This window comes from Methanobacteriaceae archaeon (genome assembly GCA_030656015.1).
Classification (GTDB): domain Archaea; phylum Methanobacteriota; class Methanobacteria; order Methanobacteriales; family Methanobacteriaceae; genus UBA349.
This window is the reverse complement of the sequence record JAUSNX010000012.1, coordinates 1-12,954: the sequence shown is the minus strand read 5'-3', so window position 1 is coordinate 12,954 and position 12,954 is coordinate 1. Positions and strand designations below refer to the sequence as shown.

The following is a 12,954-nucleotide window of genomic DNA, read 5'->3' as shown; positions in this document are numbered from 1 at the left end:
AAATTTTTTCCTGTTATTTTATTTAGATCTTAATCAATTTAAGATATTCTAAGAGAAATTTAATAAACAAGTTTCATTATAAATTATATTGTTGTATACTAATGATTATATATGCTTATTATGAAAATAGGGCAATTAATTCTTTTATTTTTTATTAAATGGGATTAAATTAAGTTCCTATTACCGGCGGGTGAATTTAGTGTTATCTAAGAAAAAAAATCTTAAAAAGATGAAGAAATCTGAGAGAGAAGTAGCTAGTACTTTTGGGAGCCGTTATTTTTCGGAATCCATACCTAAATATGAAATTAGTGAAGAAGGAATGCCTCCCCGTGCAGCATACCAATTAATACATGAAGAATTAAATTTAGATGGTAATCCAGCCCTCAATTTGGCCAGTTTCGTCACTACCTGGATGGAACCCGAGGCAGACAAATTAATAATGGAAAGTATGGGAAAAAACTTTATTGATAATGATGAATACCCTCAAACTTCTAAAATCCAAGATAGGGTTATTAATATGCTGGCTCGGCTTTTTAACGCACCTTATGAATGTAAATCTATTGGTACCAGTGCCATAGGCTCCTCTGAGGCCATTATGCTGGGTCTTCTGGCCCACAAATGGACCTGGAAAAATCGCAGAAAAGCGGAAGGAAAACCCTTTGATAAGCCAAATATTGTAATGGGGGCGGATGTACACACTGTTTGGGAAAAATTTGCACTGTATTTCGACGTGGAGCTTCGTTTAATTCCTTTGGCAAAGGATACATATATTGTAACGGCCGAAGAAGTAGCCAAACAAATAGATGAAAATACCATATGTGTGGGTACGGTAATTGGAACAACATTCACTGGCCAAATGGATCCTATTAATGAAATTAATGACCTTTTAATGGATATAAAAGAAAAAAAAAGATGGGACATACCCATACATGTTGATGGTGCCAGTGGAGGATTTATAGCTCCTTTTATTTACCCTGATCTTTCATGGGATTTTCGCTTGGAACAAGTACGCTCTATAAATGTTTCAGGCCATAAATATGGTCTGGTATATCCTGGAGTAGGTTGGTTAGTATTTAAAGATAAAACTGATCTCCCAGAAGAGCTAATTTTCAAGGTAAACTATTTGGGGGGACTCATGCCTAATTATTCTCTCAATTTTTCCAAAGGAAGCAGCACCATTGTGGCCCAATACTATAATTTCCTTAGGCTGGGCAAAAGCGGATATAAAGATATAATGGAAAACATGCTTCAAAACTGCAAGCATCTGGCCGGAAAATTAGAGAAATCAGGCAAATTTGAAATTATTAACAAAGAAGTTATGTTTCCACTAGTGGCTGTTGGCCTTAAAGATGCAGATTTCACGGTTTTTCAACTTTCAGAAAAATTAAGGGAGAAAGGTTGGATAATTCCGGCTTATACCTTACCTGAAAATGCACAGGATGTGGCCGTACTGAGAATGGTCATAAAAGAAAACTTTGGTAGAGACATGGTCGATTCTCTTTTAGATGATATAATGGAGGCCTATGAGTATTTGGAAAAACAAAAAATTAGTAACCATAAAGAAAGGGAGAATCCAACTCTATTATATTAATATGATGTTAATATAGGATTTTTAAACCTGTTATTTTTTGAAAAAATTTTATAATTATATTATTCTTTTTTATTTTTCTTATTTTTAGTTTATAATTGATTTTATTGACTTGCTATTTATTTTTACTTGAACAATCTATTTCATGATTTAAGACTTGCTTCATGGTTTAATGGCACCATTTCATTTTCATCGGTTCTCTCTGGAAGTAATAATACCTCCGCAATGAAAAACACACCGCCCCTACAAATGTTCCGGTGGCTACTAGAAATTCATTTTTAGGGAGTCCCGTGGCCGGCATGACATAAGCTGAAATTGCAGAAACACCAAAGGCAATCGAACCTAAAAGATTTAAAAATGCAATTCTCCAGGAAATACTCTGGGGGTTCCAGGAAAGTAATGAATGTCCTACTTCTATCCATACCAGGCCACTGGCTATTAAAAAGCAAATGGAGCCGAAAATATCGGGATACCAGACCAGATGGTCTATTTGGGACATGGAAAGAGATTGGTGCATTGATTTTAAGGTATTCATATTAAAAAATAGTGTTCCTACGAACTGTACTACACTGGACCACCAGTCTATACGCCGTGGTTCTAAAGACAGTAAATGAAACTTTTCTTTCAATTTTTGCCCGGGAGGCTGGTGTGGACTATTAATTATTTCTAAATACTGTAAAAATGTGGCAATGGTGAAAAAGAGAGACCCTATAAAAAGGTTAAACCATTATAAAAATTACCAACCATGGAATGATATGGTGGAAATGAACCTAATCCAAAAAATAATGCTCCCATGGCAAATAAAATTCCTATCCACCATCCAATAGCACCTGGTGCCCACCAAGTTTATCCTGAGCTTTTATCCAGAGTGAAATGATGTTTACGGGCTTCTCTAGATTCCCAATATATTAATTTTTCTTCAGGATTTTTTAAGATCACACTGGTAATAAACGGCCCAATTGTTGTTGATTTTCCAGAAAAACCATCCTGGAGGCAGATTGATCCTATTTTTAGAAAAATAAATGGCTTTTTTTACTTTATTCTTCAATAAATTCCCTCAATTTGTCACTAACCATTAAAAGTCTGCTTCTGGGGTCCTGAATTATCCATCCACTATTAATTAGAATTTCTTCTATATCTAGCAACACATCATCTTCATCTTCATTTATAAGGCCGCCTAAGTGGAATCTAAATACCAGTGGGACCATTCCCCTATCTTGCAAGGGATTCAAAATATTATAAACTGCTGGAAGCAGCTCTGCACTGAAATTTTCTTCTTTCATGGCTGAAGTTTTAAAGATCTGCATTGGTTTACTAAAATAATCATATTAAACCCAGGATTTATTATATTATTTTTAATTTAGAGTAATAAATACTATGGTCTAAATTAAGATATTATTTAATATAATAAATGCTTTTTTTGGTTAATTAAGCGATAAATTTGTATAAAAAACTCTTTTTAATAAAATAAAACAAAATAAATAAAATTTAATAATAATTAAATAATGGAATTAATTTAAAATTAATAAATGGTGAATTGCACCATTTAACAGATTTAAGATCCTCCAGGGATTGGAATTGAGTGGTTGTATTTCCAAATTTGCCATTTATTTAATAGCAAGGTGGGTCGGGAAATTTTGGCCAGAGTCACTATCTCTGCAGCTTCCACAACTGTTTTTTCTTCTTTTGGTTGGGAAGCAGGAGTTAATCTCCATCGAGGATTGTACTGTTTTTCTATGCCCGTAACCCCATCAAAATCAGCAGAACATTTCAAACAGGTTAATTCTGCTTCAGCAACTCCTTTAGGGTTATAAGCCATAGTATGGGTATGACAGACGGGGCATTCATTTACCCAATATTTATAATGCCATTTATATTCATAATGGCTTGATCCAGGGCCAGATGGTTTAAACCATCCGGATATGATATCTTTTTGGTTTTTAACTTCCTTTGTGTTGTCGACTGCAAAAGATGCGCTAGAAAAAATAAGAGCGCAAAATAGTAGAATAGCCGAATATAATAAAAGCCGCGTGGGCGGCTCAATATTTTTTTCCATAAAATATCACTCAAGTATTGAAATTTTTATATATTCAAAAATTTTAGATTCAAAAACTTTTAGAATTAGTTTTAATAAATAAATTATCTTAGAAAATAGCCTAAACAAATTTTTCCAAGTGGAATACACTACTAATTTGTTTCAGTATACCTATGTGTAGTGAATTCACTATTTAAATGTTTTTAATTTTTAAATCATTTAAAATAGCCTTTAAAGATAATTAAATCTTCTTTAAGCGATAAAAATATTAAAAAAGACTTTCAGTATTTCCATTGGAGAATTGAGTTAAATATTCGATGCTAAAAAGGTAAAATCTCTGAAAAACTGGATTATAGTCTGTAAAAATATAGAATAATGATTCAAATATTAAATACTTTATGATTGATTAGTAATATGTTAAACCAAAAATTTAACAAGCATGTATGAAATTTTGAGGTGCTAAAATATCTTAAACTAATTAATGGGCACTTTTATGTGGGGGGTGTTTATTAATAACTCTTATTTTTCTTTAAAAATTTTGAAATAAGATTAATTGCATCTTATTTAATTTTTAAAGGAGAATTATTGGCGCATGGGTTTGATAGAAAAATATGTTTAAAGGTTTTCAAGACATTCATCACGTAACACTCTAGCATCGTCATTTTGAGAATTTATGAGTAAAGATTTATTAAATGCATCTACAGCTTCCTGAAAACGGCTTAATTCCATTAAAACCACACCTTTATTGCCCCATATTGCATCATTTTTCTTATCTAATTTCAATGCTTCTTCATAACAGTTCAATGCTTCTTTAAATCGTCCCAACTCCAAAAGAGCATTTCCTTTTCTATTCCATGCAGTTGCAGTAGGTTCATCCTCTAAAACCAGTTCTAATGCTTTATCATATGCTTCAAGCGCCTTTTCAGTTTCTCCCATATCGGTTAAAAGATTTCCACGAGCATTCCAAACTTCAGGATTGTCTGAATCAATTTTTAGAACGTTATTATATGTTTCTAGGGCTTCATAAGTTTTCCCCAGCATTTCTAGTATAAATCCTCTCCAATAGAGTATTACTGCGTTTTTAGGATCGATTTGCACGGCTTTATCACTGCATTTCAGGGCGTCATAAGGATGGCCTGAATTCAAAAGAGTTATGGCTTTATTATTTAGTATGTATTCATTTTCAGGTTCTATTTTCAAAGCCTTATTATAACAATTTAATGCTTCATCAAATTTCCCGAGCCGGGTAAGGTTGTCTCCCTTTTTATTTAAAATGTAAATATCGCTGGGATCGAATTTTAGAGCAGCAGTATAACACATAGCAGATTTATCATATTTTCCAGAATCAAATAATATATCTGCCCTTTGAGTTATCATTGCCTTTTCATCAATTTTTTCACCTTCCCAGTCTTTAATAGGAAGTTTCTTAAATCTTATGACTTGGAATAATGTATCTTTCTTTATTTCATCTAAGTACATCTTTTTAAATTCACTGGCCAAGTCAGATGCGTTCTTAAAACCTTCTTCTTGTGCTAATTTGTCGTTTTTAATCAGATTTTCAAATTTTAAAACTTCAACATCCACTACTTCTGCCTCAAAAATTTTGTTTCGCTCCTTTGAAACTAAATTCCAGTAGCAATGCAGTCTGTCACCTACTTTAAGAGGTTTTTTCCATAACTTACGAATGGTCATGGTTTTTTTACCAGTTATAAGATCGATATTGCGGCTTCCAAATGATAAAATTGGCAATTGTTTCCTCCTAGCAGCTAAATGATGATTTTTTGTTGATTTATAATGAATTTAATTTAATTTAGGTTGGTTGATAGATTTAGTTAATAGACTAGATATTAAAATATTTTTATTAAAATATTTTCTAATATATTTTATATTATTTCTTCCCCAAATTCGGCAGTTTTGATTTTTACTTTCTTTAAAACAGGTTTTATGCTTTCTGCCATTTTTCTAAGTTCTTGAGGAGAGGGGCTGGGCGTATTTTCTAATTCTGGATCAAGTACAACTCTATTTCTAAATTGCTGAATGGTATATAAATCACATTCTATCTCTCTTGAAATCTGTTTTATATCTTCAAATGAAATAAGGCCAGGTACATAAGTAGTTTTACATTCTAAAAATGTTGAATCTGAATTTAAAACTACTTCTAGAGATTTTTCAACATTATCTCCAATATCGGACCCTACAATTTTTTCATATTTATCAAATGGTGATTTTACATCAATTCCCACATAATCTACCAAATTTAATATTTTTTTAAGCCTTTCTGGATAACAGCCATTGGTATCAAGTTTAGTTTCCAGGCCATGGGATTTAGCATAATGCAGGAGTTCTTTAATTTCATTTAATTGCATTAAAGGCTCTCCACCAGTTATTACTAGCCCATCTATAAATTCCAAGGCATCTTCAATTTGTTTTAATACTTCTGGAATACTCATTTCTTCTCCACCATCAATTAATTCAGGATTATGGCAGTAGGGGCATCTTAGAGGGCATCCGCCCGTAGAAATAACTAGAGAAATACGCCCTGGAAAATCCAGGGATGATATGAATGTTCCACCTATTTTCATTTAATCATCGTTTTCTTTTATGTTTAGTATTTTCAGATTAAAGAGTTTATTTTTATTATTGCTAGGTTTAAGTTGCTTGTGTTAATAAATACAGGAGTATAATATTATTAAAATATAAAAATTGGGTTAACATTAGTTTAAAATCAATTTAAGATGAAACTAATTCTTTTAAAATTTTTACAAACTTCGCATCTTGTTTTAATGTACCTACACTGGCCCTAATCCAATATTCGTCAAGCCCTTTAAAGGAAGTACAATCTCTAACAATAATCCCATTTTTTAATAGTTTTTTACTTAATTCTGCTGCATTCATACCCGTTTTTCTAATATCCATTAACAGATAATTAGATTTTGATGCAAATATTTGTATATTATCTATTTTAGAAATTTCATCATACAAAAATTCTCTACTAGCAATAGAAAGTTCGGTTGATTTTTTAATATACTCCGTGTCTTTGAGGGTTGCTAGAGCTGCAGCATGGGAAAGTTTGGTTAAACTGAAAACTGGTTTGGCCCGATGCATGTATTCAATTATTTTGCTGTTGGATAGTCCGTACCCAATTCTCATACCGGCCAGGCCCAGAACTTTGGAAAATGTCCGCATAATAAATAAATTGGAATAATCATCCAGAAGATCCACATTATCTACAAGTGAAAACTCAAAATAGGCCTCATCAACCACAACCAATGCATCAGTAGCTTCTAATATGGTTTTTATATCTTTTTTATCAATTAAACCGCCGGTAGGATTGTTGGGGGTGCATAAAAATATTAATCGAGTCTTTTCACTGATAACATCCAGTACGGATTGCACATCCAGTTTATTTTCTTCAACATCCCAGCGAGCATAAACTGGAACGGCCTCATAATTCTGTAAAGTGTATTCATAGTACATATAAGATGGTAAAGCTACTATAAATTCACATCCAAGGTCTATGAAAGTTTTTCCCAGCATTTCTATGATTTCATCAGCACCATCTCCGCCAATTATCACCTGCTCGGGTGAAACTCGGGAATAGCGAGCTATTTCTTCTTTAAGATCACCCAGGCCGGATTCTGGATACTGACTGATTTTACTGATTTCTGATTCTACAGCCACCATGGCCTTTGGAGATGGTCCCATGGGGTTTTCATTGGATCCTAATTTTATAATATCTTCCTTTTTAAGGTTGTATTCTGCTGCAATTTCATTAATAGACCTTCCAGGAACATAAGGGTCCAGTTCATTGATAATTTTACGTACTTTGACCATGAAAATCACTATTAGTGTATTTATTCTAAATTTTTCATTCTTAATTTTAAATTGAGGATTAATTTTTTAAAGTTAATCAGATATCAATAATTTTTAACTCAGGTAACAATTCTATTCTAATAAAATTAATTTTAAAATTGATCATAATCTCTTCGAGAGTTTATTGTTAAATAAAATATAAAAATTGAATATTATAAATTTATTTAATTGATTTGAATTGATGATTCATTTTATTAAATTTCGGGATTTTATTTCATGATTGAATTTTTTTCATCAGAGTGTTTCTTAGAAAGCTCCACATATCTAAGGGCGTTGTCTTTAATGGATTTTATCTGTTCTTGCGACAAGCTTCTAACAGCTTTAGCTGGTAAACCAATTATTAAACTTTCTGGAGGGAATTTTTTACCTTCTGTCACCACCGCTCCCGCACCAATGATGGAATTTTCTCCAATTTCAGCTCCATTTAATATGGTAGCATTCATGCCCACCAAGACATTGTCACCTAATTTGCAGCCATGCACAACTGCACCATGGCCTATGGAAACATAATCTCCTACTTCTACTGAATATTCTCTGGAAGAATGAACCACGCAATTATCCTGAACATTAGAAAAATTGCCTATGATTATAGATTCAATATCTCCTCTTATGACTGCATTGTACCATAATGAAGAATCTTGGCCTATTTTAACATTTCCTATGATGTGTGAACCCGGAAATATTTTTGTAGTGGGGTGGATTTTTTTGGATTCCATAATAGATATCATATTATCTATTATGTTTTAATTATTCTAAAACTAGTATTTTTGGATATTAAAAAATAAAAAAGTGAAAATGTTTAAAAGTCATCTAAACATTTTCTAAAAATAATGGAGTACAAAAAGTTGATCCACTTTTCCCAAATGTTCTGACAAGATCCATTTTGTTTAATAGTTACATCATCGGATCCCTCAAATTCAAGGTATTGGTCATTGGAGAGTATTTTTCCCGTGACCGAAACGGTAGCATTGGTTATTGAATTTGAAAATAAGTTTTTAATCTTATCTTTTTCAAACTTAACCACTAAAATTCCATTTTTAACCTTGTATTTAGAAGCAGAAACACTTTTATTTCCATAAGACAACTTGATGCTGTTAACATCAATATTATTTGCACTGTAGCTAGAAGGTAGAGTTATATATGCTGTGACCCATTTTCCATTACTTTTCATGTTTATGGTATCTGGATCAATAACTAAATTCACTGAAATTGGTTTAACTGAGACGAGTAACGTATCTGTGCTGTTCTCGCCGCTGTTATCAGTCACGGTTAATTTAACAGTGTAATTGCCTTTATTGGAGTACTTATGTATTGGGTTTAGTGTTCCGGTGGTGGTTGTTCCGTCTCCGAAGTTCCAGGTTATGGTGTGTGTGTCTAAAACTCCAGGATCCGTGAATTTACCACTGAAATTGACTTGATTTCCAACTATTGTGCTCTGATCTAAACCAGCATTAACTGTAGGAAGAACATTATTCACCGTTATTTTTAATGTTTTTGTAGTTGTTGCATTGTCATTGTCGGTTATTGTTAGTGTTGTTGTGTAGTTTCCGTTGTCTTGGTAGGTGTGTGTTGGGTTTAGTGTGTTGGTGGTGGTTGTCCCGTCTCCGAAGTTCCAGGTTATGGTGTGTGTGTCTAGTATTCCTGGGTCGGTGTAGGTGGCGTTGAATTGTGTGGTGTCTCCTTCATTTATGGTTTTGTTTGTTCCGGGGTTTACGATTGGTGGTAGGTTGTTTACGGTTATTGTTAGTGTTTTGGTTGTGGTTGCTCCGTTGTTGTCGGTTATTGTTAGTGTTGTTGTGTAGTTTCCGTTGTCTTGGTAGGTGTGTGTTGGGTTTAGTGTGTTGGTGGTGGTTGTTCCGTCTCCGAAGTTCCAGGTTATGGTGTGTGTGTCTAGTGTTCCTGGGTCGGTGTAGGTGGCGTTGAATTGTGTGGTGTCTCCTTCATTGATTGTAATGTTTTCTGCTGCGTTTACAATAGGGGCTGCATTGTCAACTGTTACTTGGGTAGTAGTTGAATTGGTTAAATTTCCATCATTAACTTCCAATTTAACTATTCCCATCCAGTCATCAACCCACTTATGAGTAATTATTGAATTAGTTAGCCACTCAGTATCCCAGATTCCGTCATTATCAAAGTCCCAGCGGTATGTAAGGTTATCTCCATCTGGATCACATGATGTAGATGCATTAAAGGTTATTTCTGAACCTTCTTCTCCTAAATAAGATTCTAATAGGTGGGCCATTGGTGCTAGATTGGTTATTATGGTGGTCATTGCATCTGGTTCTCTTGGAGCTAACTCTGTGTTAACTACGTTGTCTTCTGCTATACTAAAGAATTTATATGTATGACCTAAAGTTCCATTATATGTCGCGAAAGTTTCATTGGTTTCTAACCAAATGTTGTATGATCCATTATTATCTGAAACATATATTGTATATTTGGATATTCCAGATCCATTATTATCGTTTCCAATCCATGAAACTTCAAAATCTGTCTGATTAGTATTCCCTGGGAGTTGAATTACATTACTTGTTGGTTTTTCATCATCTATTGTGTTTATGACTTCATTGGTTTCTATTGGGTCATTGTTGTCAAATATTATCCAAGCCTTGTTTTTCAATGTTGTTCCGGAGGTTAGATTTAATTTTGGTTGAATAGTGTACCTTACAGCCCCTTCTCCCTCAGGTTGGATAATATTGGGTGGTAAAAATCCAGCTAGAGGCTTGGTTGTCATTAAACCCGTATCTGGATCTATTGAAATAAATTCCCATTTAACTAGTCCTGTTTCATAATCTATAGTTCGATTAATTTTTACTATTAAATTTTGGTATGGTCGTAAATCAACTAAATCTTGCCAAGAGGGTATGGTTTGATTACCAATTTTTATATTCCCAAATTTGAATGTTCTCCAATCAAAGTTTTCATCCAACTGATCCAGAATTACGACTTTCTGTGCAGGTGCTGAAGCATTTTCCATATTTTCAAAATTTATTATATATGGGATTGTTTGTATATAAGGTATAAATCCTTGATCACCTTCACCGCCAATTCCTATTTTATTATTAGGGTCTCTTGAACCTATTGCAGTTATTTTTACACTATCTTCTCTTGCAAATCTAATTTGAGCATCTAATCCATACTTTAACTCATACCTAAACTCATAATTTAAGTCTGACGGGATAGTTTCGTTGTCCATTAGATCTCTACGTATGGTTATGGGCTGTATTCTACCGGCTTCATCGACATAAACTGTATTGACTATTATTGTTCGATTGTAAATTTGTCCACCGAATTCAGCATTTTTTCTAGATTCATTTAGATCGAATGCTAATTCTATTATTTTAAAAGGAGGAAATCGTTCTGAAATTGCTGCTGTTAGTACTTTTATGGAATTGCTTATTTGAAGATCATTATAAAAAGAGGTATTTCCTTTATATGATTTTCCAATAGGTGTCCATTCACTTCCATTTAATTTTTGTCTGAACTCTAAACCTGACTGGTATACTTGTGTGTCTTCCGTACCAAAAATTGAAACTTTAAGAGATTCTGTTTTTGTATAAACTTGTCTAGGTGGTATGTCTGCCGGTAGGGGTCCTGCTTGTATTGTTACTGAGAGCTCAATGCATGATCCCGGAGCAATATTTGGTAATGCAATAGTTGCAGGTTCCTCTTTTGAAACCATTTTTGACATTTCTTCTTGAGTTAGTAAGTATTTATATGCTTTTTCGGTTGTATTCCCTGATTTTATAGTTGAAATTAATCTTACTCCAGTTATATTAAAGAATTGGTCGTTTTGTTCCATTTTTATGTAGATAAGTAGCTGTCCAGTATCTATAGTGCCCAAGTTTGTTATGTAAACTGGTTGTTCAACAGATTGGCCAAATCTTACATAAGTCTGTGAATTGATATCTAATGGTGGTAATGAAACATAGAGTTCTATATGGTTCTTTGCAGTCTCCACATATTTTTGATATATTTCTTTATATATTGGTGGATACTGGTCTCCATCTCCATCTCCATCTCCATCTCCATCTCCATCTCCATCTCCATCTCCATCTCCATCTCCATCTCCATCTCCATCTCCATCTCCATCTCCATCTCCATCTGGCAATGTTGCATGTGCTGGATCAATAACTGGTAACAAACATTCTAATGGGCCCGCAGGATATCCTACTGCTCTTTGTGTTATATTATTTTCAAAGCAGTATTCTTTCCCATTTAATATGACCGATATTTTATAAGGGGCTTGTGAAGAATTTTCTGTACGATTATACCATGCAGCATTATCTAGTTTGAACAAACCATGTGAATTAGTGATACCCTGACCTATTATAGTTCCATTATTATTTTTGATTGTTATTGAAGCATTTTCTACTTGATTTCTGTTTTTGTCTAAAACAACGACATAAAATTCCCAAGTTGGAGTTATGATGGAGTTATTACTAAAAGTCGTTTTAGTTTCATCATATGTTGAATATGCAATATCTGCTTTGGAATTATTCATTGAAATATCATTTTCGAGATTGTTTAAAATTAAGCTATTTAAAACTAAACTCACGGATGAGATGGAGGATAGTCCATTTTTATTAAATCTCAATGTGTTCTCAAACAGTAAGTTAGAGTATGATGATTCTATTAAACATCCATTTAAAGAATTGTTAAGGATTTCATTGTTAACAATATTATTTTTTGTTGCAGAAACGATTCTTAGCCCAATAACATTTTTAGTTATATTATTTTCAGAAATTAAATTATTTGAAGTTCTATAAACACGTATTCCTTCTTGATTTCCTTTTATTTCGTTTTCGGAAACTTGGTTATTGGTGGATCCTATATAGACTCCTACGGCGTTATTTGTAATTGTATTTTTAGAAACCTTGTTGTTTGGTGTGGTTAAGGAAATTCCAGTGCTACAATTCATAATTGTATTTCCTGAAATGCGTGCTGAAATCAGTGAGACTCCAGTAGTACAATTAAAGATAGTGTTATTGTAGAAATTTTCATTTGTACTTATGGAAACTCCTGTAGCACCGTTTGAAATATTATTTAAGGTTACTGTGTTATTTGTTGAGCTTAGGGTCAGTCCTATGTTGTTGTTGATGAACGTATTTTGTTTTATGGTGTTGTTTGAGGTAGAAATTGTAATTCCATCGGTGTTCTCAGCAATTAAATTATTAATAACGCTTTGGTTACCACTTATTAAACATATTCCTCCTTTATTCCATCTATAAGGTGGACTGTATCCGTTTTTAGCGATTATATTGTTGTTGATGATGTTATTCATACCATTAATTTGTATTCCGGCTGCTCCGTTATTTGTGATTTGGTTTTGTGTTAGTGTGTTGTTTTGTCCGTTGGTGTCGATTCCGTATCCGGTGTTGTTTTGTAGGTTGTTGTTTTGTATGATTGTGTTGGATCCGATGGTTGTTAGTCCTGTTCCACTGTTTTGTGTGATGTT

At 33.3% G+C, this 12,954-nt stretch carries 10 protein-coding genes; 1 reads left to right on the top strand and 9 read right to left on the bottom strand.

From position 1 onward, the window contains the following. Positions 1–199: 199 nt before the first annotated feature. A complete protein-coding gene (locus Q7I96_08570; GenBank protein ID MDO9627659.1) occupies positions 200–1,591 on the top strand; it encodes a glutamate decarboxylase in 1,392 nt (463 codons plus the stop codon). A gap of 166 nt (positions 1,592–1,757) precedes the next feature. On the opposite strand, the gene Q7I96_08565 is transcribed toward Q7I96_08570, so the two are convergent. The 9 genes from Q7I96_08565 to Q7I96_08525 form a co-directional block, all read right to left on the bottom strand. Then, the gene (locus Q7I96_08565) at positions 1,758–2,216 is read right to left on the bottom strand and encodes a hypothetical protein (GenBank protein ID MDO9627658.1); all 459 of its coding nucleotides are present in this window, start codon (positions 2,214–2,216) and stop codon (positions 1,758–1,760) included. A gap of 291 nt (positions 2,217–2,507) precedes the next feature. Further along, positions 2,508–2,636 (bottom strand): hypothetical protein, encoded by a 129-nt coding sequence (locus Q7I96_08560; GenBank protein ID MDO9627657.1) that lies wholly within the window; start codon positions 2,634–2,636, stop codon positions 2,508–2,510. Continuing rightward, on the bottom strand, positions 2,626–2,895 hold the full coding sequence (locus tag Q7I96_08555) for a hypothetical protein (protein MDO9627656.1): 270 nt from the start codon (positions 2,893–2,895) through the stop codon (positions 2,626–2,628). Before Q7I96_08555 ends, Q7I96_08560 begins: the two co-directional genes overlap by 11 nt. 248 nt (positions 2,896–3,143) lie before the next feature. Continuing rightward, entirely contained in the window at positions 3,144–3,644 is a 501-nt protein-coding gene (locus tag Q7I96_08550; protein MDO9627655.1) for a hypothetical protein, read from the bottom strand. Positions 3,645–4,238: 594 nt separating this feature from the next. Continuing rightward, positions 4,239–5,372 (bottom strand): tetratricopeptide repeat protein, encoded by a 1,134-nt coding sequence (locus Q7I96_08545; GenBank protein ID MDO9627654.1) that lies wholly within the window; start codon positions 5,370–5,372, stop codon positions 4,239–4,241. Between the two features lie 134 nt (positions 5,373–5,506). Beyond that, positions 5,507–6,205: an anaerobic ribonucleoside-triphosphate reductase activating protein gene (locus Q7I96_08540; GenBank protein ID MDO9627653.1), complete on the bottom strand. Its 699-nt coding sequence runs from the start codon at positions 6,203–6,205 to the stop codon at positions 5,507–5,509. Between the two features lie 148 nt (positions 6,206–6,353). Beyond that, entirely contained in the window at positions 6,354–7,457 is a 1,104-nt protein-coding gene (gene hisC, locus Q7I96_08535) for a histidinol-phosphate transaminase (GenBank protein MDO9627652.1), read from the bottom strand. A 248-nt stretch (positions 7,458–7,705) separates the two neighbouring features. Continuing rightward, a complete protein-coding gene (locus Q7I96_08530) occupies positions 7,706–8,212 on the bottom strand; it encodes a gamma carbonic anhydrase family protein (GenBank protein MDO9627651.1) in 507 nt (168 codons plus the stop codon). An 83-nt stretch (positions 8,213–8,295) separates the two neighbouring features. Further along, positions 8,296–12,954: PKD domain-containing protein (locus tag Q7I96_08525; protein ID MDO9627650.1), on the bottom strand; the 4,659-nt coding region annotated here is incomplete at its 5' end.